This window comes from Pseudomonas sp. TH41, from assembly GCF_016650695.1.
Lineage (GTDB): Bacteria > Pseudomonadota > Gammaproteobacteria > Pseudomonadales > Pseudomonadaceae > Aquipseudomonas.
Map to the genome: position 1 here is coordinate 142,651 of NZ_JAEKFH010000009.1, position 26,087 is coordinate 168,737.

General features: G+C 57.6%; 18 protein-coding genes and 3 pseudogenes. 7 read left to right on the forward strand and 14 right to left on the reverse strand.

Annotated features, from left to right (window positions below; genetic code table 11):
- Positions 1–74 precede the first annotated feature (74 nt).
- Positions 75–1,997, reverse strand: a complete 1,923-nt coding sequence (locus tag JFU37_RS29915; RefSeq protein WP_201120740.1) for a hybrid sensor histidine kinase/response regulator — start codon at positions 1,995–1,997, stop codon at positions 75–77.
- 147 nt (positions 1,998–2,144) lie between these two features.
- Between JFU37_RS29915 and JFU37_RS29920 the strand changes: the two are divergent.
- Positions 2,145–2,881, forward strand: a pseudogene (locus tag JFU37_RS29920) (type 1 glutamine amidotransferase domain-containing protein).
- On the opposite strand, the gene JFU37_RS29925 reads toward JFU37_RS29920, so the two are convergent.
- The 3 genes from JFU37_RS29925 to JFU37_RS29935 all read right to left on the reverse strand — a co-directional run bounded on the left by JFU37_RS29925 (position 2,862) and on the right by JFU37_RS29935 (position 7,779).
- A complete protein-coding gene (locus JFU37_RS29925) occupies positions 2,862–3,770 on the reverse strand; it encodes a zeta toxin family protein (protein ID WP_201120742.1) in 909 nt (302 codons plus the stop codon). The pseudogene JFU37_RS29920 and the gene JFU37_RS29925 overlap by 20 nt on opposite strands.
- 128 nt (positions 3,771–3,898) lie before the next feature.
- Positions 3,899–6,178, reverse strand: coding sequence for a helicase C-terminal domain-containing protein (locus JFU37_RS29930; protein WP_201120744.1), 2,280 nt, complete (start codon positions 6,176–6,178; stop codon positions 3,899–3,901).
- Positions 6,175–7,779: a VRR-NUC domain-containing protein gene (locus tag JFU37_RS29935; RefSeq protein ID WP_201120936.1), complete on the reverse strand. Its 1,605-nt coding sequence runs from the start codon at positions 7,777–7,779 to the stop codon at positions 6,175–6,177. The genes JFU37_RS29930 and JFU37_RS29935 overlap by 4 nt, the downstream gene beginning before the upstream one ends.
- 273 nt (positions 7,780–8,052) lie before the next feature.
- Here JFU37_RS29935 and JFU37_RS29940 point away from each other — a divergent pair, with 273 nt between their 5' ends.
- Entirely contained in the window at positions 8,053–8,277 is a 225-nt protein-coding gene (locus tag JFU37_RS29940) for a YgdI/YgdR family lipoprotein (RefSeq protein ID WP_201120745.1), read from the forward strand.
- Positions 8,278–8,496: 219 nt separating this feature from the next.
- Here JFU37_RS29940 and JFU37_RS29945 read toward each other — a convergent pair whose 3' ends face one another.
- Together JFU37_RS29945 and JFU37_RS29950 are read right to left on the reverse strand one after the other, a co-directional pair.
- A complete protein-coding gene (locus tag JFU37_RS29945; protein WP_201120751.1) occupies positions 8,497–8,955 on the reverse strand; it encodes an REP-associated tyrosine transposase in 459 nt (152 codons plus the stop codon).
- A gap of 92 nt (positions 8,956–9,047) precedes the next feature.
- Positions 9,048–9,218: pseudogene (locus tag JFU37_RS29950) on the reverse strand (spermidine/putrescine ABC transporter substrate-binding protein PotF); the annotation flags it as partial.
- Positions 9,219–9,267: 49 nt separating this feature from the next.
- On the opposite strand from JFU37_RS29950, the pseudogene JFU37_RS29955 reads away from it, so the two are divergent.
- Positions 9,268–9,370, forward strand: a pseudogene (locus JFU37_RS29955) (IS5/IS1182 family transposase); the annotation flags it as partial.
- 190 nt (positions 9,371–9,560) lie between these two features.
- On the forward strand, positions 9,561–11,186 hold the full coding sequence (locus JFU37_RS29960; RefSeq protein WP_201120752.1) for a S8 family peptidase: 1,626 nt from the start codon (positions 9,561–9,563) through the stop codon (positions 11,184–11,186).
- 368 nt (positions 11,187–11,554) lie between these two features.
- Here the strand turns inward: JFU37_RS29960 and JFU37_RS29965 are convergent, their stop codons facing one another.
- From JFU37_RS29965 to JFU37_RS29975, 3 genes are read right to left on the reverse strand one after another with little or no spacing between them, the layout of a single operon-like run.
- Positions 11,555–11,896: a cupin domain-containing protein gene (locus JFU37_RS29965; RefSeq protein ID WP_201120753.1), complete on the reverse strand. Its 342-nt coding sequence runs from the start codon at positions 11,894–11,896 to the stop codon at positions 11,555–11,557.
- Positions 11,897–11,939: 43 nt separating this feature from the next.
- Entirely contained in the window at positions 11,940–13,346 is a 1,407-nt protein-coding gene (locus JFU37_RS29970; protein ID WP_201120754.1) for an NAD(P)/FAD-dependent oxidoreductase, read from the reverse strand.
- 50 nt (positions 13,347–13,396) lie between these two features.
- On the reverse strand, positions 13,397–14,212 hold the full coding sequence (locus JFU37_RS29975) for a helix-turn-helix domain-containing protein (protein WP_201120756.1): 816 nt from the start codon (positions 14,210–14,212) through the stop codon (positions 13,397–13,399).
- Between the two features lie 262 nt (positions 14,213–14,474).
- On the opposite strand from JFU37_RS29975, the gene JFU37_RS29980 reads away from it, so the two are divergent.
- Positions 14,475–14,747: a DUF1652 domain-containing protein gene (locus tag JFU37_RS29980; RefSeq protein ID WP_201120937.1), complete on the forward strand. Its 273-nt coding sequence runs from the start codon at positions 14,475–14,477 to the stop codon at positions 14,745–14,747.
- A gap of 218 nt (positions 14,748–14,965) precedes the next feature.
- Here JFU37_RS29980 and JFU37_RS29985 read toward each other — a convergent pair whose 3' ends face one another.
- Positions 14,966–17,440, reverse strand: coding sequence for a UvrD-helicase domain-containing protein (locus JFU37_RS29985; RefSeq protein WP_201120758.1), 2,475 nt, complete (start codon positions 17,438–17,440; stop codon positions 14,966–14,968).
- Between the two features lie 238 nt (positions 17,441–17,678).
- Here JFU37_RS29985 and JFU37_RS29990 point away from each other — a divergent pair, with 238 nt between their 5' ends.
- Positions 17,679–18,374: a pirin family protein gene (locus JFU37_RS29990; protein ID WP_201120765.1), complete on the forward strand. Its 696-nt coding sequence runs from the start codon at positions 17,679–17,681 to the stop codon at positions 18,372–18,374.
- Between the two features lie 146 nt (positions 18,375–18,520).
- On the opposite strand, the gene pgm is transcribed toward JFU37_RS29990, so the two are convergent.
- From pgm to JFU37_RS30010, 4 genes are all read right to left on the reverse strand, one after another.
- Positions 18,521–20,167, reverse strand: coding sequence for a phosphoglucomutase (alpha-D-glucose-1,6-bisphosphate-dependent) (pgm, locus tag JFU37_RS29995; protein WP_201120767.1), 1,647 nt, complete (start codon positions 20,165–20,167; stop codon positions 18,521–18,523).
- 108 nt (positions 20,168–20,275) lie between these two features.
- Complete coding sequence (locus JFU37_RS30000; RefSeq protein WP_201120769.1) at positions 20,276–21,676, reverse strand: aminotransferase-like domain-containing protein; 1,401 nt, start codon at positions 21,674–21,676, stop codon at positions 20,276–20,278.
- 40 nt (positions 21,677–21,716) lie between these two features.
- Positions 21,717–23,195 carry a hypothetical protein gene (locus tag JFU37_RS30005; RefSeq protein WP_201120771.1) on the reverse strand — a complete coding sequence of 493 codons (1,479 nt, stop codon included), beginning with the start codon at positions 23,193–23,195 and terminating at the stop codon, positions 21,717–21,719.
- A gap of 565 nt (positions 23,196–23,760) precedes the next feature.
- Positions 23,761–24,783, reverse strand: coding sequence for a zinc-dependent alcohol dehydrogenase family protein (locus JFU37_RS30010; protein ID WP_201120776.1), 1,023 nt, complete (start codon positions 24,781–24,783; stop codon positions 23,761–23,763).
- A 268-nt stretch (positions 24,784–25,051) separates the two neighbouring features.
- Here JFU37_RS30010 and JFU37_RS30015 point away from each other — a divergent pair, with 268 nt between their 5' ends.
- Positions 25,052–25,966 (forward strand): LysR family transcriptional regulator, encoded by a 915-nt coding sequence (locus tag JFU37_RS30015; protein WP_242485868.1) that lies wholly within the window; start codon positions 25,052–25,054, stop codon positions 25,964–25,966.
- The last annotated feature ends 121 nt before the right edge of the window (positions 25,967–26,087 follow it).

The following is a 26,087-nucleotide window of genomic DNA, read 5'->3' on the forward strand; positions in this document are numbered from 1 at the left end:
GATGGTCGTTAACGATAACGCATGTTTTCTGGCTAAACGCAGCGCTCTTGAGTCCATCGCGAGCAAGCTCGCTCCTACTTCATGGCCGACGCAATGACTTCCACCAGATTGAGTTGGGTAAAGGGTTTGGACAGGCGCGGCAGTTCCGCCGCGAAGCCTTCCAGGCGCTCGGCGTAACCGGTCGCGAGAATGATCGGGAGGCTCGGCTTCATGATCCGGATCGTCTGTGCCAGTTGCGCGCCATTCATTTTGGGCATGGCCATGTCCGTAATGACCAGGTCGATGTCTTGCCTGGCGTCGAACAGTGCAAGCGCTTGTGCGCCGGACGCTGCACTGATGACGCGGTGACCGAGGTCTTCTAGCAACAGGCCGGTACTGGTGAGCACCAGGCTGTCATCGTCCACGACCAACACGCACAGCCCGGACACGGGTGTCGCTTCGGCCGCGTGGGTAACGGGTTTGACGACCGATGCGGTGGTAGCGACGGGAATCCAGAGTTCAGCCGTTGTGCCTTTGTTCTTTTCGCTCTTGAGAACGAACTGCCCGCCCAGTTGTTCGATGAAACCGTGAACCATCGACAATCCCAGGCCCGTGCCCTTCCCGACCCCTTTGGTGGTAAAGAACGGATCCATTGCGCAACCCAGCGTGGCGGCATCCATCCCGTCACCCGTGTCGGTGACGCTCAGGCAGATATACTGGCCAGCGATCACCGATAACGTTGTTTGATCATGGACGTCTTCCGCACTGGCACTGATGACGATTTTACCGCCGTCGGGCATGGCGTCGCGTGCATTGGTCACAAGGTTCAGCACCGTCAGTTCGAGCTGATTGACGTCGGCCATGACCGGGACGAGTTCAGGCGAAAAGTGTATTTCGAGTACCACTGAAGGCCCAAGAGAACTGCGCAACAGGCCGCTGATCCCTTGCACCAGCGTCGGTATTTCCACCGATTCGAACTTGAGCTCCTGACGCCGTGCGAACGCCAGCATGCGCTGGGTCAGGGATACGCCGCGCAAGGCCCCCTGGGTGGCGTTGTCGACCAGCCGGGTGATTTTCGGATCATCCCCCACGCGTTTGCGGACGATTTCCAGATTACCGAGGATGACCGTCAGCAAATTATTGAAGTCGTGGGCAATACCTCCGCTGAGTTGACCAATGGCCTGCATCTTTTGCGCCTGGAACAACGCCTCACGGGTCTTTTCAAGGGCTTGCTGTGTTTGTGTCGCCTCGGTGATGTCGCGGGTGATTTTGGCAAAACCGAGCAATGTGCCGGTTTCCCCCCAAATCGGGTCGACCACCACATGCGCCATAAACCGCGTACCGTCCTTGCGCACGCGCCAGGCCTTGTTTTCGAATCGACCCTCGCGCGTAGCCGTTTCCAGGGCCCGCTGCGGCTCGCCGGCTGCACGGTCTTCGGCGGTGTAGAACATCGAAAAATGTTTGCCGATGACTTCCTCGGCCCGGTAACCCTTGATTCGCTGAGCGCCAGGGTTCCAGTTGGTCAGTCGGCCATCCGGTGCGAGCATGTAAATGGCGTAGTCAGTGACGCTTTGAACCAACAAACGAAACTGCTGCTCGCTTTGCTTGAGAGTTTCTTCAGCCATCTTTCGGTCAGTGAGATCGCGGGTGATCTTGGCAAAACCCAACAATTTGCCCGACGGATCAATAATCGGATCAATCACGACGTGGGACCAGAAATGCGAGCCGTCCTTGCGCACCCGCCAGCCTTCGCCCTCGAAACGTCCCTCGCGAATCGCCGTATCCAGCGCACGTTGGGGCAATCCGGCACGGCGATCCTCGTCGGTGTAAAAACGCGAGAAGTGCTGACCGAGAATCTCCGCCTCCTCATACCCCTTGAATCGCTTGGCCCCGGAGTTCCAGCTCGTGATGATGCCATCGGGGTCAATCATATAGATCGCGTAATCAATCACGGCATCGATCAACAGCCGAAAGCGCCCATCTTCGATAGAACTGGGTTTGGACCGTACATCAGTCATCGATTACCCCTGTCATTGTTATCTGCGTGAAGTATGCGTCAAACCGCTGGTTTGGAAAGCCACAATACTGTTGAGCAGTAGAGCTTGGGTTCCGTTCCACCTATGCTCGACGCCAACAGCCATTGCTGCTCGAAAAAAGGCGTTCCGATGATCCTGATTCTGTTGCCGACCTCTGACTACGATCCAACCGAAAGCAGCGTGCCCTGGCAGGCCATGCGTCATGCCGGCCTCGACGTGCGCTTCGCAACGCCAGCGGGGTTACCGGCCTATGCCGACGCTCGGCTGGTGGACATCGGCTTTGGCCCACTGAACCCGTTGCTGATGACGCGCGACGCCGACCTCGCGAGTTACGCCCGGATGACCGAAGACGATTCGTTTCGCCGGCCACTGGCCTATGCCGATGTCGACCCTGAGCAATTCGCCGGGCTGCTGATTCCGGGTGGGCATGCCAAGGGTATGCGCAGCCTGCTTGAATCCGAGCAGGCCCAGGCGATTGCCCTGCACTTTTTCAAAGCAGACAAACCGGCGTGCTGCTGTTGGCTCGCACGCGAGATCCCGACAGCGGGCGTTCGGTGCTGCATGGGCGCAAGGTCACCGCGTTGCTGGCGGCGACCATGGAATTACCTGCCTGGATCATGACGGCCCCCTGGCTGGGTCGCTATTACCGCACGTATCCGCAAACCGTTGAGGAGGAAGTCACGGCCGCGCTGTCCAGCCCAACGGATTTTCAGCGAGGACCTTTACTGGCAGTACGTGATTCGGCGGACCGGCCGCAACCGGGTTTCACAGTCCGTGATGGCCAGTTGCTGACCGCTCGCTGGCCGGGGGACTGTCATCGCTTCGCCGCCGATTGGGTTCACCTGCTTATCGGTACACGTGCTTGACGATATAGGCGTACAGGTCGTTGTAGACGAAGTCCGGAACGTATCGGGCGTGAGTCCGGGATTTGTGCAGCGCGATGTGGCACTCCTTGACCATTTCGTTGCGGTCACTCATGGCGTAGACGTGATTGTTGATGATTTCGCCATAAGCGCTGTAGGAAAAGGGCTTCGTCGATGCCGTGGTAGTCAGCGAGCCGTCGGTGGCTTTGGTGTAGGTGCTCTGGGCGCGCAGGGTCCGCTCTTTCAAATCGCCGAAGCCTCGCTCGTACAAAGTGGTTTGTGAGCCGCTCACCGCTTTGGCTGCGGTCTCGAACGCCAGCATGATTGCTTGCGCGTTGTTCATGCTGGCGTCCATCGCCGCGAAGGAGACAAACCGTTCCAGTTCCTGGTTTTCGAGGCTCTTGAGCGCTCTCTTGATGCTCGATACATGGGCGAACGCTTGAGTGCAGCCAACGATGTGCGTTTCGAACTGATAACCCGCAGTTGTCGCTGACGGTGGGAAGGACGCGAAGTCGATGCTATCGAAAGCGCACTCCATGATGATGTTGTATTTGCAACCGAATGCATGTGCATGGATCTTCCCGCTGACCTCACGGACGAACGCCTCTGTATGCTCATACGCATGCAAGACACCCAGTTTGATCATCTCTGCGTATTGGGGGTGTTTTTTCCGGTAATCGGGCAAGTACAGACGAACATAATTGCCATAGCGGTTAGAAGGCAGCAGGGACTTTTCCAGCAAATACGTTTTTCCCGAGCCCTGTAACCCGGCAACGATCAGTATTTTGGGGATGGTCTCGGCAGTAATGCCGCTGAACAGTGTGGTTTTTATTTCGTCGAATGCCGCTGTCACTTGCTCAGGGGTGTACGTATATATCGGTGCTGTTGACATAACTTGATTTCCTTATCAAAGAAGCGCTTGAAAGTGATAACCGGCTCCTTTAATAAAGATCCCTTTCACGGAATGATCAAATCGGTGTGTCTTTCAAGATATATCACTGTTTTTTAAAGTAAAAAATCCTACTGAGCGGTGTAACAAATCGCCGGGCTGACCGTCCACCAACGCGGCAATAGCTGCTTCACCTTACTGTCACCAAACCGGTCATCAATCAACATCACGACGCCCTGATCCTGCTGGGTGCGGATCACCCTTCCCGCCGCCTGGACGACTTTCTGTACACCGGGAAACAGATAGGTGTAGTCATAACCGGCACCGAAAATCGCCGCCATGCGATGTTTCAGCTGCTCGTTGATCGGGTTGAGTTGGGCCAGCCCGAGGGTGGCGATAAACGCACCGATCAGTCGCGCACCGGGCAAGTCGATGCCTTCGCCAAACGCCCCACCCAGCACCGCAAAACCGACGCCCTGGCTGTCGGCGGTGAATTGGTCGAGAAACGCCTGACGCTGCGCTTCCCCCATACCTCTGGATTGCGACCACACCGTGATCTGCGGATGTGTCTGCGCCAGTAGCTGCGCCACTTGCTGCAAATAGTCGAAGCTGCTGAAAAACGCCAGGTAGTTGCCGGGGCGTTGCGTGAATTGCCGGGCAATCAGATCGACAATGGGCGCAAGGGATGACTGACGATGGACGAACCGCGTGGAGATCTGGCTGACGATATGGACTTGCAACTGGTCGGCGTGGAACGGTGATTCGACATCGATCCACACTGTATTGGCCGGTGTCCCCAGCAGGTCGGCGTAATAGTGACGCGGGCTCAGCGTTGCGGAAAACAGCACGGTACTTCGTGCAGCCGTCAGGCGCGGGCGGATGAACCCGGCGGGTACCACGTTGCGCAAGCACAGCTGCGAGAGATTGCGCTTGCGGTCGAGGTCGCGTTTGCTGATATCGAACAGAAACTGCTCATCGAAGAGCTCCGCCACCCGGCTAAATTGCAGCATGTCGAAATAGAAGTTCTGTAATTCGTGGTCCAGCCCCTGAGGATGATCGTTGAGGTAGTCGCCGATGCTGGCCGTGCAAGACGACAGCGCCTGCAACAGCTTTTCCGGCGCCTTGTCATAAGCCTGATAGGCGCCCAATTGCGGGTTATGCAGGGCGTTCCACTCTCGGTTGACTCGCTGTAACGACTTCTTTAACGCTTCCGGGGCCGATTTGCGTACACCATTGAGTGTCGCTTGGTCGAGGCTGGCGCTATACATCTGCCGGCCGCGTTCGACCAGGTTGTGCGCCTCATCCACCAACACCGCAACGTTCCAGTTGTTGGCCTGGGCCAAGCCGAACAGCAACGCGCTGAAATCGAAATAGTAGTTGTAATCGGCGACCACCACATCTGCCCAGCGGGCCATTTCCTGGCTCAGGTAATAGGGGCAGACGTCGTGTTTCAGGGCCACCTCGCGCAGTGCGCTCTGATTCAACAGCGTCAGCTCACTGGCGGCTTGGCGAGCAGCTGGCAAGCGATCATAGAAACCCTGGGCCAGCGGACAGGAGTCACCGTGGCAGGCGTTGTCTGGATGCTCGCAGGCTTTGTCCCGGGCAATCATTTCAAGTACCCGCAACGGCGGCGCGTCGGCGCTTTCAATAATGACCTGCGCGGCATCCAGTGCCAGTTTGCGCCCCGGAGTTTTCGCGGTGAGGAAGAACACCTTGTCCAGTTGCTGCGGTGCCAGGGCCTTGAGCATCGGAAACAGCGTACCCACGGTTTTGCCGATCCCCGTGGGCGCCTGGGCCATCAGGCAGCGACCGGTGCTGGCCGCCTTGTACACCGATTCAGCCAGATGTCGCTGCCCCGGTCGAAAGTCCGCATGTGGAAACGTCAACTGCTGCGCCGCGCTGTTACGTGAATCGCGATGGGCCATTTCCCGCTCGGCCCAGTGCAGGAACAGCGCGCAATGCTGCACGAAGAACTGTCCCAGCGCTTCGGCGCTGAAAGCCTCGACCAAACAGGTTTCCTTTTCGCTGACGATGTCGAAGTACACCATCGCGAGATTGATCTGCGCCAGATCCAGTTTCTGGCACATCAACCAGCCGTAGATCTTCGCCTGCGCCCAGTGCAGCTGGCGGTGGTTGGCCGGTTGCTTGCTCAGGTCGCCGCGATAGGTTTTGACTTCTTCCAGGCAGTTTTGCGCCGGATCGTAGCCATCCGCCCTGCCCTTGACCTTCAACGTTTGGTACGTGCCCTCAAGCGCCACTTCACTCTGGTAGCCCTCGCTGCGGCGTGATGCCACCGTGCGGTGCCCGACGATACCTTCCAGGGCGGTGGGTGACGGGGTAAAGCGCAGGTCGAGATCACCGACCTTGGCGGTGAACTCGCACAACGCCCTCACGGCAATGCTGTAACTCACTCGTCCTGCTCCGACCATTGCACGTAGCAAACGGCAATCGGCATCTGGTGTTCATGGCAGAACTCCAGCCAGCGCAATTGGTTGTCCTGCAGACGATCGCCGGGGCCTTTGACCTCGATCATGCGATAGGTCTTGTCCTGCGGCCAGAACTGGATCAGGTCCGGCATGCCGGCGCGATTGCCCTTGATGTCGAGAAGCAGGCGATTGAACCAATGCTTGAGATGGTCGGCCGGCAGGCAGTCGAGCGCCAGATCGAGCAGTTCTTCGCTCAACACGCCCCAGAACACGAACGGCGACTGCACGCCCCACTTCGCGGCAAAACGTTCGCGGATCGTCTGGACGTAACGACCGTCATCGAGCTCGGCGAGGCAGGCTTGAAACAGGTCCGCCCGGCGAGCATGGAAGTCCTCATTCAGAAGGTCTACCGGCCCGCGCTGGAACGGGTGGAAAAACGCTCCCGGCAAAGGCGCGAAGATGGCCGGCCAGCACAGCAGGCCGAACAATGAATTGATCAGGCTGTTCTCGACGTAGTGCACCGGTGCCGAGTCTTCAGCCAGGTGCGCCTGAACGTAATGTTCCACCGACAGCGTGGGGTCGACTCTGGGCAGTTGCAGGTCCAGGCGCACCATTTCCCGAGGGGACGACCGCTTGATCGCCGGACCGCCGAGCTTGCGTCGCAGTCGGGGCAGTACCCGCAGCAACTGCTGCTGTTCGGCGGCGCTTTCCGGCGTTTGCTCGGCCAGCAGGGCCAGCTCCAGCGCCAGTTGATACTCGGCGCAGCGCTCCAACACGCGAATCAGCCGCAGTCGCGCGCCAGGATAGGTGCAATCACGGTAGATCGACAGGGCCGAGGAAAACGCGGCAATGCGCTCGCAGTGCTGACCGATCTGAAACAACAGCTTGCCGCGACGCCTTTGCAGCCAGGGGTTGGACAGCGCGAGCTCGTTGATTCGCTCGACAACCTCGGCCACCGCCTCACCGGCCTCGAAATCCTGCTGACAGCCATGAAGGAACAGGCAGGCGTCCACGTCCTCACGGCTGCGCAACCCCCGGGAGTCGGCACAGAACTCGACTTTCTCATAGGTAAAGATGCCCAGGTCGGCCAGCACGAACTCGGACCAGTCCTGGTAAAGATTGCCAAAGAACATCAAGCGCAGACGATCGCACAGGCCCATGATCGTCAGGCTGAACAAACGGTCTTCCAGTGCCGGGCACCACTGAGTGAAGGCCTGAGCTTCGGGGAACTGTTCGCTCAACGTCGGCAGCCAATCCGGCTTTTTGCCCTTGGGTTGATCGATGACGTCGCCAAAACACTGAAGTATTTCAGCCTTGAGCAGCACATCGAACAACGCCTCGATCGGCAGCGGCCATTGCTCATCGATCCAGCCCAGCGCCAGCAAGGGGCCAGCGGCGAGCGCGATGTCACCAATCTCGACGTAATACAGCTTGCTCGCACGAAAGTGAATCCCCTTGCGCATCACCATCCGCACCAATAGCGCTTTGGACTCACGGGGCAGCCGATGGAACTCGCGGATAAAGGATTGCTCCTCGACACTCAATACATCGGCATAACGATGCTCAAGCCAATCAATCACTTGCATGAAGTTGTTCAAGTAGTAGAACGGATCGTCGAGGGGATTTTCAGTCACGGGGAAAATGGGCCATGGCAAGCGAATACTGGTTATGCGTACAGATACCAGTACGCCCTGCCACGTGCAAACGGAAAAGGATAAGTGGCGGCGCTATTCGGTTATTTTTCGCAGAAAGTCGAACTTTCTGACGATCCATCGCACCAAACGCGTTAGAGCTACAGTGATGATGAAGCTGGTTCGAAGCCGTCGCACTGTGTTTTTTTTGAAATATGAGAGGTGGGTATGAACATCAAGACTCTGGGTTTGCCCCTGGCAGTAGTGGCCTTTCTGGCCCTGGCCGGGTGCTCGACGCCAACAGTGGTCACTCTTCAAAACGGCACCCAGTATTTGACCAAGGACATGCCCAAAACCAAGACCAAGGACGGCTTCTTCGAGTTCGAGGATATTTCCGGGGCCAAGGTCAAGGTCAACGCCAATGACGTAGCCACAATCCGCAAGGAAGATTAACTAACCACGACCGCTACGCGCCCGAACGCCGGCTGCGTCCGGCTGCACAGCGGTCGAATCCCCGGGCATCACGAGCAAAACCCCGGAACCGGGTTGAATGGTTTCGCGAGCGCTACGCGCCCGAACGCAGGCTGCGCCAGCTGCTACAAATGTTCGGCGCACGCGCTCCCTGTAGCAGCTGCCGAAGGCTGCGTCCGGCTGCACAGCAGTCGTAAGCCGTTATAACCAACACGCATCCCACAGCGGGTAATCATGAACGCGTGTCACTAGTCCTGCGCGAACGGGGTTGGCGACCACGTATCGCGCAAGACCTTTCACATCCTCCTCCCGCCGAACGGCGCGATCATGGTAGCCCTTCTGCCACAGGCGACCTCGCCGCCCTAACGCACGATTGACCTCAAGGCTACTTCGGGATTTTATTCGGCACATCAGCTCGGCCAAGGTTTTGTCGCGCAGTTGCACAAGGCAGTGCATATGATCCGGCATCACCACCCACGTTAAAAAATCGGCCCAACCCTCTTCTTGTGCCTGTCGCAGCTGCAAAGCAACCAATCTTCCCATCCGCCAATTAGCAAAAAACGGCTGCCGTTGGTGAACGACAGCCGTTAGCAAATAGATTCGTCCAGACTCAGAAAAACGACCAATCCGCAAATTACCCGCGTCCAGGCAGACAGGCATTCCATCGCCTCCTCATCAATAGATAGCAGGTCTGGAATCTACAGCGTTGCCTGCTCACCCGACTGACAGGAATGGCTACAGAATATGAATCATCAACTCCCCGTCCGAATCTTGTTCCACACCCGCGTACGAATCCGGTCGATGTTCAGCGGCATCGCTTCCAGCGCAAACAATTTGCCCATCATTTCCGCACTTGGATAAACCTTGGTGTCGTTTTTGATGGAGGGATCGATCAGGCTGTCGGCCTGTTCGTTGCCGTTGGCGTTTATGTGGAATAGAAAATCAACTCTATCTGAGGCCTTTGCGTTTGGCCACGCGCTCGGGTGCAGCGGGGGCTGCTTGACGACCAAGATTCATGCTGTGCGATGCCAATGGTGTACCCCTGCGCTTTCTGTTATCCGGTGGACAAGCAGCTATGTCGCCTATGCCCAGTGGTGGACGACGCTCACATCCCAAGTCTGCGTAGCCGTCCAGGTCTCCTGGCGGTGATGGTGGCGGATTCTACTGGAATCAATGTTTCAAGGGACTTCATACAGAGCCTAGAACTTGAAAAACACGAACTACCATCTATTATTTCCATCCACTTTATACAAATGGGAACATCCATGGAAGAAGTCAACTTCGGCAAAAAGCGAACACCCTCATATTTTCTGCAAAAGAGCGAGGATCTGATCGCTGTACGCAGCCAGGCAGGAAAAGATCTCGCATCAACACTATCCTGCGAACTGGCCAATGAAGCTTTAATCGACAGTCAGTTAGTGATGCATGTGGCCGACGCGGACGTACAGGTTTTCAAAATCCCACCAACTTCGAATCTGCGAAAACGTAAGACACTATTACGCTCATTACCCGGAGTGCGTTTCGCAGGAAGCGTACTGGTGGACCCTTTAACACAGGAAGCAGTCCTCTATACAGAGAACCTCTTTCTGAAATTTATCGATCAACTTACGTCAACACAATGTAAGGCAATCCTCAAAGAACTCGGCCTGACAATTAAACAACAGGCTCCCTATGCAACCAATGCATTCTTCGTTAACCACAAAGACTATCGAGGCACTGATGTGTGCTCACTTTCGCTTAGGCTGCTGGAGCGCGAGGACGTAGACTATTGCCACCCGGAAATGCTGCGGCAGGGACAACGCAGAACCATCCATGCGAACCAATGGCATCTAAAGAAAACTACCGTCACCTATCAGGTGCACATCGACGCCAGCGCTAATGTTGAAGCGGCTCATGAACTGAGTCAGGGCGAAGGAGTGGTTGTTGCGGTCATTGACGATGCATTCGATATCGATCATCCCGAGTTCACCGGTCCGGGAAAAATCGTGGGCGCGCGGAATTTTGATCGCCGCAATGCCGCACTGGGTCCGAGACCTAAAAACGCCTTTGAACGCCATGGAACAGCCGCCGCCGGAGTTGCCTGCGCCAATGGTCAAGTGGGGGCCAGTGGGGTGGCCCCGCGCGCCAGCCTTATGCCTCTCAAACTTACCAAACCCTTGGGTGCGCGTGCTGAAGCCGACGCATTTTTCTGGGCCGCCGACAATGGCGCCGATATCATTTCCTGCAGTTGGGGGCCAGCAGAAGGACACTGGGCCGACCCTACGGATCCCCGACATACACAAAAATTTCCACTCGCGGCCAGTACCCGACTGGCTATTGAGTACGCAGCAACCAAAGGCCGTAATGGAAAAGGTTGCGTCATTTTTTTCGGAGCTGGCAATGGCAATGAGAGTGTGGACAACGATGGCTATTCCAGTCATCCGATGGTGGTTGCAGTCGGTGCCTGCAACGACCAAAACCGCCGCAGCGCCTACAGCGATTTTGGCAAAGCGCTCTGGTGCTGTTTCCCTAGTGGTGACCAGCCGCACCCCGACCCAAAGTTTAAGCCTGCCACGTCAATACCGCAGACCCGGGGCATTCGCACTACAGACTTGAGCGGTAAGTTTGCCAATGTGAACAGTGGCGCTTATACCGAGTTTTTCAGCGGTACCTCAAGCGCCTGCCCGGGTGCCGCCGGCGTGGCAGCTCTTGTGCTTGGCGTCAACTCTGCTCTGGACCGCCAGGCCGTACGGCAAATCCTTGCCGATTGTTGCGACAAGATCGGGAGTGCCGACGATGGCCCGCTCGGCCAGTACGATCTCAACGGCCATAGCTACTACTACGGCCATGGGAGACTCAACGCCCTACGCGCCGTACGACTGGCACTCGAACGCTTGGAAACTCACGGATAATCAACGTCAATTGGAATGGAGGCGGATTTACATCCGCCGTCCTGTCACACACATCAACGTCGTAGTTTGCCGATCGTTCATTGGTGGCGATACAAAGCGGGTTGAATTTTCAGCGGCCACATAGCCGGACCTTATACAAGGTTCTTCCGGTGAGGATTGATTTTACATGACCCGATTAGAGTCTAAGACTTAAATTGATAGGTCGATCAAAACACCACTCATCATTTGCAAATAATCTGAGCCCAAAAACGGGATTAGTGCGAGCCCGCGTACTTTAAGGCTCGAGCCACTACAACTAGGATTCCTGTGTGTTTTTTTGTTGGCAGGCAATCAGAAGATCAAAAATCAAAAATCAAAAAATCAAAAAATCAAAAAATCAAAACGTAGGTCTTGCGCACGGTTTCCTGGATATCCCAGATGCCGAGGCTATTGGCTGGCAACATCAGTGCGTCGCCAGCTTCTATGTGCAAGGTTTCACCGTCGTCCGGGGTGAAGGTGCAGCGACCCTGGATGAAGTGACAAAATTCCTGGGCAACGATCTGCCGCCGCCAGCGGCCAGGTGTGCATTCCCAGACGCCGGTTTCGACACCGTCGTCGCGCTCGACGCTGGTAGTTGAAGCCACGGCCACGGGTGTTCCCAGTGGTACGGCGACGGGGTTCGACTCTTCCAACGCCAGTGTTGCGGTGTTCTTGAATTGCGTGATGCTCATGGGAGTACCTGTCGATAAAACCTATAGATGAAGAGCGCGCCGTTTAGTGCATGAAACCTTCCATGAACCCCGCCACGCCGCTGGCCAGCTTGCGTCGCCATGGCGCGGTGGCCGGATTGGCCAGGGTCTGGTCCTCGTGGACGAAGCTGCGGATGATCGCGTTGTAGCCGAGCCAGCGGCAGGGTTCCGGCTCCCACGCCTTGAGCGCGTCTAGCCCCCCCTGCGGGATGACCCACGGCTGGCGCACCAACTCGGTGTCGCGCTTCAGGATCAAGTCCGCCAGCGTCCGCCCGCCGAGGTTGCTGGCGCCCACACCCTCCCCGCCATAACCGCCGGAAATCGCGATGCCGCTGGCCTGATCGCAGAGCATGTGGGGCTTGAAACGCCGTGACATGCCCAGATTGCCGCCCCAGGCATGTGTGATCCGCACGTTCTTGAGCTGCGGGAAAAGTTCGCCAAACAGATAGCGCCGCAGTTCCACTTCGCTGGTGGTCAGGTTGAAATCATGGCGGAGCTTGCCGGCGAACTGATAACCGCCGCGTGCGCCAAACACCAGACGGTTGTCTGCCGTGCGCTGGCCGTAAGTGACCTGACGACTGCTTTCGCCGAAGGCCTGGCCGCGACTCAGGCCGATTTCGTCCCACGTCGCGGCGGACAGCGGCTCGGTTGCGACGATCAGGCTTTGTACAGGCAACTGATAACGCCCCAACGGCGGCAAGTCGACCGCATACCCTTCAACCGCCGGGACGATCCAGCGGCTACGGACCTGGGCCCTGGCCGTGCGCAAGCTGCCCGATTGCCATTGAGTGACCGGGCTGTTTTCGTAAATCTTGACGCCCATGCGCTCCACTGTGTGTGCCAGACCTCGCACCAACTTTGCCGGGTGGATGGTTGCAACGTGCGGTGCGTAGATACCGCCATAGGGCTTGGCGATTCTGATCTGTTGCGCCAACTGTTCGGGGCTGAGCCAGCTGTAATCGTTTTCGGTCAGGCCCTGACGGTAGAGACTGTCCAGATAATCCCGCAGGCCGGCTTCTTGCTCCGGATAACGGGCGGCGCAATACAGCACCCCGCCTTTTCGGTAATCGCAGTCAATGCCTTCGCGTTCCAGGACAATCCCGACTTCATCAGGAATGCTGTGCAACAGATCAAAAGACGCCCGGCGCTGCTCGGGCGACAAATCGGCGAGCAGGCGGTCTTCGCCCAACAGGTTCCCCATCAACCAGCCGCCATTACGCCCCGAGGCGCCAAACCCGGCGATTTGAGCTTCGACGATGGCGATGTTCAGGTCCGGGGCCTGGCGCTTGAGGTAATACGCGGTCCAAAGGCCGGTGTATCCCGCGCCGATGATGGCAACGTCGACGTCCAGATCCTGCTCCAGCGCCGGACGTGCCAGCAATGGCTCGTCGAGTTGGTCCATCCACAAACTGATAGTGCGCCACGCCGACATGCAAGACTCCGCCACTCAAACTTCGATGGCGTCGATCCTAGTGCGTGGGCTTAAAGGCTGTCTTGCGCGCGTGCACGCAAAGAAATTTGTTTGACGTAGGCCTTGGGCGAGAGCCCGGTGTGCTGACGGAAACAGCTGTAGAACGCCGACAATGAATTGAACCCGGCGGCAAAGGCCAGATCGTCGATACGCAGCCGCGGTGTGGCGCCATCCAGCGCCGCAAGCAGATGCTGCAACCGCGCCTGGTTGACGTAACGATAGAAGCTTTGGCCGAGCACTTGATTCAGCAGATAGGAGATTTGATTGCGGCTGTACCCGCACTCCTTCGCCACCCGCTGCAGGTCAAGCTCAGGGTCGAGATAAGGTTGCTGATGCTGGAAGTACTGTTGCAGGTCTTCTGCCATGAAACTCAACTGGCGTGGCGACAACCCGAGCCGACTGACAGCCGGGCGCGAGTTTGCGGCTGCGCTGCTTGAGGGCTGTTCACGCACCAGCGAGGCGTATTCGTTAACACGCCAGATCAACCCGTCGCGTACCGTAATGGCCTCACTGGAGCGGAAAGACACCAGCCCTTCGCCGCCGCGCAAGGTCATTTGGTACTGGATGAACGCGGTATTACCGTCGAGGCGAATGCGGTCCGAATGTTCCAGCGCTTCGTCGGGGTTGCGAGGCATGCTGCTGCGTACATACTCGCGTAACTCGTCCAGCCCCATTACTCGGTTCTGGAAAAAGTCATTGTATTGAATGTCCGGGTGATACAGCGCCATGACGCCGTCCAGGTCCCGGTGTTTCCAGCACAGGTGATAACGCATGACCGTCTCGCCGGTAGTGTGCGTTTGCTGCGGACCATCAAAATCGGCGTGCATAAAAGACTCGGCGAGAAAAAGGCCGAGCTTGCCGAAGAACGGCTGTGGCTTCAATGGCTAATCAATACTCACTTTTCCCTGAAAGCCCGGCTTTCATTGACCCGCATCAAAAAAGCGCCAGCAATCGCTAAACGGACTGAAAATTCCACATTGTTTTCACATCTGGATGCTACTTTTAATGGCAGACATCGGTTGAGCCATTGAAGGCTCTTCCCTCCTACATGAGCTAATGGAAGCGCTCGATGAAGAAGGCGGGCAATATATGAATAAAGGGTTTAGCAAGGTCACTTTTCCAAACGCCTGCCAGCTGATGCGCTGGCATTTTCATCCCATGGGTTTCGAGGCGAGCATGGATGCGCCGGGCAGTATGATCGCCCGTCTTTTTGACCGTGCCACGGGCGAGACCATGATCGCCATTGCCGGTATTCCCTGCGCACCTGTCATGAATGCCGCAGATGTGGAACTAATAATTGAAGCGGTGGAGGATGAGCTTGAAGCGTTCATTCCGCCATTTGCCCTTAGGAGTTATGCCTGACGCTTCAGGCAAAACTATAAAAGCCCACATAGCGTGGGCTTTTTGTTGTTCTCAAAATCAAAAGATCGCAGCCTGCGGCAGCTCCTACATGGGAATTGCGTACCCCTTGTAGGAGCGAGCTTGCTCGCGAAGGACTTGAGAGCAACGCGTTTATTCTGGAAGAACGCGTTATCGTTAACATCCTTCGCGAGCAAGCTCGCTCCTACAGAGGCTGCGATTTACGCCAGCGTCTTGCCTTCTCGATGATCAGCAAAGAACGCCTTGCCCTTGCCAATCCGGTCAGAAGCTTTCGGCATATTCACCGCCTGGGTGTCCTGAGCATCGACATACCAGTAGCAATGACTCACTGCCCGAGTGATGCCAACGTAAGCCAGTCGCAGGATCTCGTCTTTCTGAGCATTGTCGTAAGCCTCGCTATCGCCGACCTTGCCCAAACCCGCCATACGGTAAACCTGATTTTTGTAAGGCGAACTGGTGAGATGCTGGCAATCTCCCAGCAGGAACACTGCGTCAGCCTGAAGGCCCTTGGCGCTGTGATAGGTCAGTTGTTTGAGCCTTCGCGTTTCGTAGGGCAAGCTAGAATCCACATTAACTACAGCCTTAATATGCTCTTCTATCAATATCTTATCGCTGCTTTTTCGATAAAGCATCAAGATCGAATCGCCCTTTCTATAGTGTTCGATCAAACGCTGGGCCATGCCCTGGTCATCCCGATCATGCACGTTCACCGGCAGTAAAGCCTTGGGCTCGCCGCCCGCCTTGGCCTTCTTGCCGGCGATCGCGGGTGCCGCGCGAACGATGTGTTCGGCGGCATCGATAATGTGCTGGTGGCTTCGATAGTTGTCGCTGAGCATGACTTTGGTGGTGCTGGGTGATGGGAATTCCTTGTTGAACTCCATGAAGTACGTCGGTGAGCTACCGCGCCATCCGTAGATCGACTGCCAGTCATCGCCCACGCAGAGCAATGACGAACGTTGGGCACCGCGCCCCACGTGCATCGCCGGTCCCCGACTGCGGATCTCGCCCAGACTGGCTCGAATCCAGGAAACGATTTGTGGCGATACGTCCTGAAATTCATCGATCATCAGGTGCGACATCGGCCTGAGCAGCTCATCGCTCAGCAACTTCAGATTTTCCGGCGAATGCTCGCTGAACAAGGCAAACATCCGGTTGTAAGTCATGACCGGGGGCTTCTGATCCAGCAGATGATCTTCCAGCGCCCGCCAGAACAGGCTCAAGGCCTCGAAGAAAAATCGATCAGGATCGTCCTTGGCAAAAATCATTTGACTCACGGCGTTCGGTACATCGAGCCCCAGGTTCTCGATAAAACCGGCTGCGGCGACAAAACAGTCGAGCAATGGCGCAGAACCGAGTTCGCCCTTGACCTTGTAATCAAAGCCCGGCCCGGCGCTGGCATCGCCAGCAATCGAGGCCAGCACCCGTCTTGATGATTCGTAACTATCAAGCCATATCAATGGCTTACGACAGAAAGCTTGAAACAAGGTGCGCTTTACAGCCCATTCTGCCCGCAGGGTCAGCTTTGCGTTCGGACGACTGAGCTGTGGATTTTCCCGAGGATCGAACCCCAACACGACCCAGGCGTCCAGACTCGGGATGTAGCCATGGCACTGAAACTTCGAGCCGTTAATGTCGAACGACTGGCGATTCGGCTCAATGCCCTTGATCGGCCAGGCATTGGCACGAAACCACAGGTCTTCAATGGCGTCGCAAAGCTCTTCGTCGCGCTTGGCGGCCAGTTCGGTGACGGCCATGCGCTTTTGCACATCCGGATGATCGCGCTCCAACTCCTTGAGCTGCAAGGCATGCCGCGACAAAGGCTTGATCACCTCGCGGAAACGCTCATCGCGGGTGTGCAGGTTGTGGTAGCAGGCGTTGAGCTGTTGGCGCTGGGCGTCGTTGATTCGCAGGTCAAAGGGATTACTGTCGACTTCCTCATCACCTTGTTGTGGGCGCAGACTCAGGTTTTCGAAGGCTTGCAGCCGCTCAAAGCCTGGCAGGCTGCGAACCATCGGCAAAATTCGCGAATGAAAGGTGCGAACCAGTTCCCGCGCCTCTTTGACACTGAGCGTCCGCCCCCAGAGGGCAAACAACTCGACCAGCTTATTAATGAAGTCCTTGCGCGACTCGCGGGTAAACGTCACTACCGTCATCGAACTCAGTTCGTAGCCCAAATATTGAGTGAGCAGCAGAATGCGCAGGACCAACGTGGTTGACTTGCCCGCACCGGCACCGGCGATCACGGACGTTGAAGGGGTATCGCTGAAGATCATTTTCCACTGAGCGGCGCTGGGCTGGGCGTGTGGCGCAAGCAGTCGGGCAACATCGGCCTTCATGCGTTTTTTCAGCTCTGCGCTCAAGGGCAGGCGCCAGTCATCGAACAGGTTTTCATCGACCTGGGGCGGCCGGTGCTCGGTGGAACGCGAGTCGCGTATCAGCAAGACCTGCCGGCCTTCCTCCAAACCCTCGAGTTTGCCTTCTTTATAGCCGTAATCCACGCCGGCGCTGTGACCACTGCGGAAGCCGTCGGCCTGGCCGTGCAGCCAGGACGCACGGTGCTGTGCGCGCAGGCGGGTCAGGCCGTGGCCAAAGAACCGGGCGGCCAGACGCTTGAGCAGTGGCATCTCAGCCAGGGGGCGAAGTTCAGGAGGAAGATCGGGGGTGTGTTGCGGCACGCGGACTGTCTCCAGGGTGTGAGGCTGTTGGGGGCTATGGTGTCTGCATTTGCCGCCGAGTTCTAGTGAAATGCTTACAGCTCATTGGCTTATGCGATGAAGTGAAGGTCGGATGACAACATTTCGAGGTAAACCAATATCAAATTTATCGATTGTATTGAGGCATTTTTTACGCTTTTTATCGATTAGTTCTTGATGGATGATACTCGCCATCAACCCCTCTTTTCAGGAGACGATCATGCTCGAACTCAGACCTTTCAACTCCCTGGGCGGCGCCAACCATGGCTGGTTGGATGCTCATCACCACTTTTCGTTCGCTGAGTACCATGACCCAAAACGGATGAATTGGGGCAACCTGCGGGTGTGGAACGACGACGTGATTGCCTCCGGCACCGGCTTCCCGAAACACCCGCACCGGGACATGGAGATCATTACCTACGTCCGTGAAGGCGCGATCACCCATGAAGATAACCTGGGCAACAAGGGCCGTACTGAAGCGGGCGACGTTCAGGTCATGAGTGCCGGTACCGGGATCGCCCACAGCGAGTACAACCTGGAAGCCACCGAAACCAGGATTTTTCAGATCTGGATCATTCCGAACGAAACGGGTCTGGCACCCTCCTGGGGCGCGAAGCCTTTCCCGAAAGGCCAGCGCGAGGGTTTCGTGACGCTGGCCAGCGGCAAGGCGGGTGACGACCAAAGCCTGCGGATTCGTGCCGATGCGCGACTGGTAGCGGCGAACCTCAAGGCCGGCGAAACCGCCGAGTATCATCTGGACGGTGGGCGTCGTGCCTACCTGGTGCCGGCTACCGGTGTCATTGAAGTCAATGGCTTGCGTGCACAAGCTCGAGATGGTGTTGCGGTTGCCGATGAGCGGGTGTTGCGGGTGACCGCCATCGAGGACAGTGAAATTGTCCTGGTGGACCTGGCTTGATTGGATAAACGCGGGACAAAAAAAGGGGCGACCGTGATGGTCGCCCCTTTTTTTGACTGTTCCGACGCCTTCGCGAGCAGGCTCGCTCCCACAGAGTTTTGCGCAAACCATTGTGGGAGCGAGCCTGCTCGCGATGGGGCCCTCAATCACTTCGCAGAAATAGCGCCATCCACCAACGTCTGGGCTTCCGCCACCAACTGCTTAAGGTGCTCGTCACTCACAAAGCTCTCGGCGTAGATCTTGTAGATGTCCTCAGTGCCCGACGGACGCGCTGCGAACCAGCCATTTTCAGTCATGACTTTCAAACCGCCGATGGCCTGGTCGTTACCCGGTGCGTTGCTGAGGATGCTTTGGATCGCTTCGCCAGCCAGCTGGGTCGAGGTGACCTGATCCGGCGACAACTTGCTCAACAGTGCTTTCTGCTGAGGATTGGCCTTGGCATCGACCCGTACCGAAAACGGTTCGCCCAGCTCATCCGTCAGCGCGCGATAGGCCTGGCTTGGATCACGACCTGTGCGGGCAGTCATTTCTGCTGCCAGCAGTGCCGGAATCAAGCCATCCTTGTCGGTGCACCAGACGCTGCCATCCTTGCGCAGGAACGAGGCACCGGCGCTTTCTTCGCCGCCAAAGCCCAGCGAGCCGTCGAACAGGCCATCCGCAAACCATTTGAAGCCGACCGGTACTTCGTACAGGCGACGACCCAAACGTTTTGCAACGCGATCAATCAAGCCGCTGCTGACAACGGTTTTGCCCACGGCCGCATCGGCGCGCCATAGCGGGCGGTTCTGGAACAGGTAGTCGATCGACACCGCGAGGTAGTTGTTCGGCGCCAGCAAGCCACCGGACGGCGTCACGATGCCATGGCGATCGTGGTCGGGGTCGCAGGCGAACGCCACATCGAAGCGCTCTTTGAGTCCGATCAGGCCTTGCATGGCGTAAGTGGACGAAGGGTCCATGCGGATCTGACCATCCCAGTCGACGGTCATGAAGCGGAAGGTTGGATCGACCTGTGTGTTCACCACGTCCAGATCCAGTTTGTAATGCTCGGCGATCGCCGACCAGTAGCGCACCCCTGCTCCGCCCAGCGGATCGACACCCAGTCGCAGCTTCGCATCGCGAATGGCATCGAAATCGATCACGTTGACCAGGTCGGCGACATAGGTGTTGAGGTAGTCGTGACGATGGGTCGTACTGGCCTTCAAGGCTTGCTCATAGCTGATGCGCTTGACGCCGACGAGCTTGTTGGCGAGCAGTTCATTGGCTTTTGCCTCGATCCACTTGGTGATGTGGGTATCGGCTGGCCCGCCATTGGTGGGGTTGTATTTGTAGCCACCGCTTTGCGGCGGGTTGTGGGACGGCGTGATGACGATGCCGTCTGCCAGGCCCGACGTACGACCGCGGTTATAGCAAAGAATCGCGTGGGAAATAGCGGGCGTCGGCGTGTATTCGTCGCCTTCGGCGATCATCACCGTCACGCCATTGGCCGCCAGCACTTCCAGGGCGCTGGCACCTGCCGGGGTGGACAGTGCGTGGGTGTCAATGCCGACGAACAACGGGCCGTCGACACCTTGGGCTTCGCGATACAGACAGATCGCCTGGCTGATGGCCAGAACGTGCCATTCGTTGAAACTCAAGTCGAACGAGCTACCCCGGTGCCCGGACGTACCAAAGGCTACGCGCTGGGTGGAGACGGCGGCATCGGGCTGGCCGGTGTAATAGGCCGTTACCAGTCGCGGGATGTCGACCAACAATTCTGCCGGTGCCGGTTTGCCCGCAAAAGGACTGAGTGTCATGCAAAACCTCTGAGAGAGTGGTTCAGGAATAGGAACGCAGTTTACTGGCAGTTTGACCGTAACGCGATGGGATCGATCCACCTGTGTCGCAGATGTTTTTGGGTGGACTCAATCGATCGATTCCAGACGCAAGGCAGTCCCCAAAAGGCCCAGTGCGGCACCCAGGTCATGATCGCCGGCGAAGGTATGACTCAGGCGCAAATGTTGTGTGTGCAGCCCTTGAAGACTGAACAGTTCTCCCGGCGCGATCACCACCTGATGCTTGAGCAGGCGCTGGAACACTCGACGCACATCAACCTGGCGCAGTGAACGCACCCAGATCGTTGCGCCGCCCTGAGGCTCGACGACATGCAGGGCATCGCCCAAACGCTCCTGCAGCAACTGAGTCATCTGCACCTTGCGATCCTTGAGCAACCGTCGCAACACCTGAAGGTGCTGGTCGATACGTCCGCTGCTATAGAGACGAGCAATGGCTTTCTGGCGAATGGGTGACAGGCGGAATGACCGCAGCAGGAAGTGTCGCTGCAATTCCGCGCGCAGATGCCGCGAGAGCAAATACCCGTAAGGTGCCTCGGGCCCGATGACTTTTTCGAAGGTGGAAAACACCAACAGCCGATCGGGGTTCAGCAGGTCACGAAAGCGCAGATTGTCGGGTTCGAATCCGAGCTCCCCGTAACAGTCGTTCTCCAACACCCAACTGCCATGTCGCTCCAGCAACTGCGCGACGGATTGCCGGTTGTCATCGGGCGCCAGGCTACCGCGCGGCATGTTCACCCCGGAGGACAGCATCACCAGTCGCACCGGCTCTGACTCCAGCAGTTCCTTAAGCCGTCCAAGGTCCAGGCCGTCGTTGGCTTCTACCGGCAGCTCGAGCACCCTGACGCCCGCGGCCTGGAGTAAACGCAGAATCGCCCAGTCGCACGGCGATTCCACCACCATTGTCGCGTCTTTGAGGCACAACACCGCGATCAGTATTTCCAGCACGCCGCGAAGGTCTGCGCCGATGTAGACATCGTCGGCATGCCAGCAGCGCACTGGCGACGTGGTGTAGCGTACCGCCAGTGCGGCACGCAGTTCCAGTTCGCCACAGGGTTGCGACGTCGGTTGCGGTTGGCGCGGATACTGGCGCAACAGTTCCCTCTCAAGCAGCAACAACGGACTGTCGAGGGGTTGCAACAACGCCGGCTCATCGGCGCTCAACACCAGCATGCCAGGACGCCGGGCGTTGACGTAGACGGTTTCGAGCAGGTCATTACCGCTGCTGAGTGTATTGAGAGAGGACACCGGAAAGGCGTAGTAGCCGGACTTGGCAACCGAATACACGCGCCCTTCTTTTTCCAGCAGCGAATAGGCGTATTGAATGGTCGAAATCGACACGCCCAGGCGTTCCGCCAACTGCCGCAGCGATGGCAAGCGGACCCGGTCTTCGCTGGCGGGCTCACCGATCAACTGCGTCAGGTATCGATACACCGCCTGATACGCAAAGTCGGTTTCTCGAGGCCCTTTCATGGGCAGTGGCCGAATGCAGCGTTCATCGAATCCGGCACCGTCAATGTCCCGCTGACCATTCACCCGCTATGGCGGCGTCATCGTGATCATCGGGTGCCTGTGCGTCAGCCTCTTGCGTATCCGCCACGCAACCCTCATCCGCGGCCACCGGGCCCATGCGATAAAGCGTGCCGATCAAACTGACAGGCAATCCGCTGACATCGACCATCCATTGCAGAATCTGCTCCGGCACCGGATTACCCTGCATTGCCCGATGCAATTCAGGCATCGCCACGAGCATGCCGGGGTGGCAGTGGCGCAGAAAACGCTCCAGCGTTGCGCCCTTCTCGACAAAAGGTGAAAAGAGCAGACACACCAGTTGAACCTCACTCAAACCTAAATACTTCTGCACCTCAGCCGTTGCCAGTGCACGCTGATCGGCCTGCGTCGCCGGGTTGCCAAACACTTTCACCGCTTGCTCGCACAAACGCTCCGGAAGTCGTTTGCGACGCATCATCACCAATGCCCGCTGCAGGTATTCGGCGACTCCGGCTTCATAGCTCCGCCCTTGCGCGAAGCACGCCTGCAAACCTCGAAGGTGTGCGCAAATGGAGAGGCTGACAAACTCGTTGTCGCGAAGCTGAGCCGTCAGTTCATCCGGTTGAAAACCGAGAAACTCGGTGAGCAGCGGCCAGCGCTCTTCCACGTTGCTGACCAACATGTCGTGAAGGTCGATGAACGTGGTGCGGCGGCAGGCTTCAAACTGGTCGGCCGGACGCCATGCCGCCTGCTCATGCCCGGTGTAAAACGCGCGGTAGCTGTCGCAGCCCAACTCATCAAGCAGTGCGAACAGCACCTCGTACCCCGTTTCGTTGTGGTTCGGGGTCATTAATCCGGCCTTGGCCGCAGCGCGTTTCAAACCATCAATAAACTGCTTCTGCTGGCGCGGCGTATCGCCACTGATCAACGCGTCGACACCGCCGTCCCAGCGGGCGATTTGCCCGTAGAACTCGCCGGTGGCCAGATACCCGTCGTCCCACAGATCAAGCGGCCCGTCCCAGACTCGACGGTGCCCCACCATCAGCAGGTTTAACCGGTTGGACTCGCGACCGGCACTCGAGATCGGCGCCAGATGATTGAACGGCAGCACCTCCCGATTATCGACCATCAACACGTCGACCCGCGGATCGTCGTAGAGGAACAGAGCGCTATAGCTGCGATGGATGTTCTCCCGGGCCTTAGGGCTTGTGCCGTTCAGGCACAAGGACGCTACACGCAACTGGAACGTGGCGGGCGCCCGCCCGGCGATGCTCAGCTGTGCAGCACGCAGCAGCGCAAGCGTGTAGCAACTGTCACGTGACCCGGATTGAATGGCCAGCACTTTGTATTCGCCAATGCGCTCCATGCCCCCGGCGGCCACCACCAGCCGCTGAATCATCAACTGCAACGCGGTGCGTTCTGCCCTGGAGAAAAAACTCAGCAATCGTTGCAGTACTTGCTGATAGACATAGTTCATCGCTTGATCATGAATATTGGTCATTTTTATTTACCTGATGCTCGTAAGTTCGATATCGCGCAAACAACGACAGCCACCCCGCTCGGGCAGCCTGACGCGCTTAAAGCACTGGACTTTATTTGCCAAATGCTAACACTTAAGTTTTTAGTAATTATTTGAAATGTTCGGACGCCACCCGCATCCCCACCAGAGATGGAGCGACGCAAAGGCGCGCAACGCCGGCGTCTCGCGCCCGTGCGGGATGTCCTAGGAAATGTCCGACAGCGTCCCACAGACATTTAGCACAAGAAATAAAGAAATAAGTCGCCCATTGTTTTTTGGGAACTGGACAACAACAAACTATTTGCCGGACATATATCAACGGTATGCATTGAAAAGTATCGGCCTGATACCCAGCCATGACTCATTCCTTGAGATGAAAGTAATCATTCAATTATCAAGGCTTACAAACTGATTAGAAGATACAGATCGAGAGCAAAAACCAGTTCAGTTGCTGAACGGCCCCATCGACGGGTCAATGGGCAGTCTCATGTCGGGAAGCGGCTGCAAAAAAGTCCGTGGGGGGCACGGACTTTTGCTGAGGGGGGGATTACGCAGGTTCGACCTGGAGGGCGACCCGTTCGCGGCATGGGCACTCGTCCATGTAGCGGTGTGCTTCGACGAACTCGGCAAACGGGAACACCTTGGTTTTGAGCGGCAGCAGCACGCCATCGGCGGTCAGCTGGTTGATATCACGCAAGGCACGTTGCAGTGCAACCTGGTCCTGGATGATGCCCAGTTCCGGCTTACCGGTGAAGTTACCGATACAGTGCACGAAGAACTGGATGTTCTTCTGGAACGCTGCGCAGGCCGGGAATGGCGTCTGGTTGCCACCTTGCAGGCCGTACAACACCAGGCTGCCGCGAGGCGCAAGCACGTCGCCGAGCAGTGACATCTGCGGGCCACCCAGGCCATCGAACACCACATCGACACCGCGGTTGTCGGTGATTTTGTTGATCCGCATGAGCAGATCTTCTTCTTCGGTGACGATCACTTTCTCGGCACCCAGGGACAGCAGGTATTCGCGTTCTTCGGCCGTCTTGGTCGCAGCGATCACTCGCACACCCAAGGCCTTGCCCAGTTGTACGAACGAAGGTCCGGCGCAGTGACTGGCGTCGGTCACCAAGGCAAATTGCCCGGGTTTGACCCGCGCCAGATCGACGTAGGCGAAATAGGCGACCAACAGTGGCGTGTAATGCACGCTGGCTTGAATCGGGCTGAGCACGTCCGGGTAACGGGTCAGTGACAGGCGAGGCATAACGATCTGCTCGCCATAGACCGGATAGTCGTTCGCGCTTTGGGCCGGGAAGCTGGCGACCTTGTCACCGACTGCCAGATCATCGACGCCCTCACCGACCGCGGTGACGATGCCGGACATTTCCTGGCCGAGGCCTGCCGGTAGACGAGCATGGGACGAGGCCAGGTTCTGACGCCAAAGAGTGTCGTACCAGCTGATGCCAATCGCCTCGACGCGCACCTGCACTTCGCCCGGCGCAGGCAGAGCGGCTGGATGCTCTTCGCATTTGAGCACCTCGGCTGGACCAAACTTGTGAAAACGGATCGTGCGGGACATCGCAAACCTCGTCAAAGTAACCTCTAATGCCATGAACTCTATCTGGGCTTTCTACCCAAGACCATCAGTGGCTATTAATAGTCGACATGCCTGTCATTGATTCCGTAGCACCGGCGACATCGTCAAATGCCCTAAAAGCCGAAGCAGCCTTTTCAGGAAAACTGAATTACTCGGTGCAGAGTACCAGCCTTTCCCCGTAAGATTCATGCCGGCCATTGTTCTTATACGGCCGCTCACGTCAAGCTTGCTGACTCTGCCAGGACTCCAGATGAATCGTAATGACCTGCGTCGTGTCGACCTGAACCTGTTGATCGTATTCGAAACATTGATGCACGAACGCAGCGTGACCCGCGCGGCGGAGAAACTGTTCCTCGGCCAGCCGGCCATCAGTGCGGCGCTCTCACGCCTGCGTGGGTTGTTTGATGATCCGTTGTTCGTGCGCACCGGTCGCAGCATGGAGCCGTCCGCCCGGGCGGTGGAAATCTTCGCCCTGCTCTCCCCTGCACTGGATTCGATTTCCACCGCGGTCAGCCGTGCGGCGGAATTCGATCCCGCCACCAGCACTGCGGTATTCCGCATTGGCCTTTCGGACGACGTCGAATTCGCCCTGCTGCCGATGCTGCTCAAGCGCCTGCGTGCCGAATCGCCGGGGATCGTGCTGGTGGTGCGTCGGGCCAACTACATCCTGATGCCGAACCTGCTGGCCTCGGGCGAGATTTCCATCGGCGTCAGCTACACCGCCGACCTGCCGGCCAACGCCAAGCGCAAGGTGCTACGGCGTAGCTCGCCGAAGCTGTTGCGCGCCGACACCGTCCCCGGTCCATTGAGCCTGGATGACTTCTGCGCACGGCCTCACGCGCTGGTGTCATTCGCGGGCGACCTGAGCGGCTTTATCGATGAAGAGCTGGAAAAACTCGGACGCAAACGTCATGTGGTGCTTGCGGTGCCGCAGTTTAATGGCCTGAGCACGCTGATCAGCGGCACTGATATTGTGGCGACCGTGCCAGACTACACGGCCGAAGCACTGACAGCCGCTGGCGGGGTGCGGGCTGAAGATCCGCCGTTGCCGGTGCGCAGTTTTGAACTGCACATGGCCTGGCGGGGATCGCAAGATAACGACCCGGGTGAGCGTTGGTTGCGATCGCGGATTCAGATGTTCTTTGGGGATCCTGAGAGTCTTTGAATGTGCCGACTCTGGGCGGCAAGGCAAGCCTAGTCTGTACGCTTTCGCCCATCGAGGCGCGTTCACCAAGTCGCTGCGGACTTGGTGAACGCGTACCCACAGGCGTTGGCCCAACCTTGCC

What these genes read in the sequence shown, in the direction of transcription:
- JFU37_RS29945 (WP_201120751.1), bottom strand. Translation starts at nt 8,955, where the DNA reads ATGCCTGTCTGCCTGGACGCGGGTAATTTGCGGATTGGTCGTTTTTCT.
- JFU37_RS29935 (WP_201120936.1), bottom strand. Translation starts at nt 7,779, where the DNA reads ATGCAAGTGATTGATTGGCTTGAGCATCGTTATGCCGATGTATTGAGT.
- JFU37_RS29980 (WP_201120937.1), top strand. Translation starts at nt 14,475, where the DNA reads ATGAATAAAGGGTTTAGCAAGGTCACTTTTCCAAACGCCTGCCAGCTG.
- JFU37_RS29965 (WP_201120753.1), bottom strand. Translation starts at nt 11,896, where the DNA reads ATGAGCATCACGCAATTCAAGAACACCGCAACACTGGCGTTGGAAGAG.
- JFU37_RS29915 (WP_201120740.1), bottom strand. Translation starts at nt 1,997, where the DNA reads ATGACTGATGTACGGTCCAAACCCAGTTCTATCGAAGATGGGCGCTTT.
- JFU37_RS30015 (WP_242485868.1), top strand. Translation starts at nt 25,052, where the DNA reads ATGAATCGTAATGACCTGCGTCGTGTCGACCTGAACCTGTTGATCGTA.
- JFU37_RS30005 (WP_201120771.1), bottom strand. Translation starts at nt 23,195, where the DNA reads ATGACCAATATTCATGATCAAGCGATGAACTATGTCTATCAGCAAGTA.
- JFU37_RS30010 (WP_201120776.1), bottom strand. Translation starts at nt 24,783, where the DNA reads ATGTCCCGCACGATCCGTTTTCACAAGTTTGGTCCAGCCGAGGTGCTC.
- JFU37_RS29970 (WP_201120754.1), bottom strand. Translation starts at nt 13,346, where the DNA reads ATGTCGGCGTGGCGCACTATCAGTTTGTGGATGGACCAACTCGACGAG.
- JFU37_RS29990 (WP_201120765.1), top strand. Translation starts at nt 17,679, where the DNA reads ATGCTCGAACTCAGACCTTTCAACTCCCTGGGCGGCGCCAACCATGGC.
- JFU37_RS30000 (WP_201120769.1), bottom strand. Translation starts at nt 21,676, where the DNA reads ATGAAAGGGCCTCGAGAAACCGACTTTGCGTATCAGGCGGTGTATCGA.
- JFU37_RS29940 (WP_201120745.1), top strand. Translation starts at nt 8,053, where the DNA reads ATGAACATCAAGACTCTGGGTTTGCCCCTGGCAGTAGTGGCCTTTCTG.
- JFU37_RS29925 (WP_201120742.1), bottom strand. Translation starts at nt 3,770, where the DNA reads ATGTCAACAGCACCGATATATACGTACACCCCTGAGCAAGTGACAGCG.
- JFU37_RS29960 (WP_201120752.1), top strand. Translation starts at nt 9,561, where the DNA reads ATGGAAGAAGTCAACTTCGGCAAAAAGCGAACACCCTCATATTTTCTG.
- pgm (WP_201120767.1), bottom strand. Translation starts at nt 20,167, where the DNA reads ATGACACTCAGTCCTTTTGCGGGCAAACCGGCACCGGCAGAATTGTTG.
- JFU37_RS29975 (WP_201120756.1), bottom strand. Translation starts at nt 14,212, where the DNA reads ATGCACGCCGATTTTGATGGTCCGCAGCAAACGCACACTACCGGCGAG.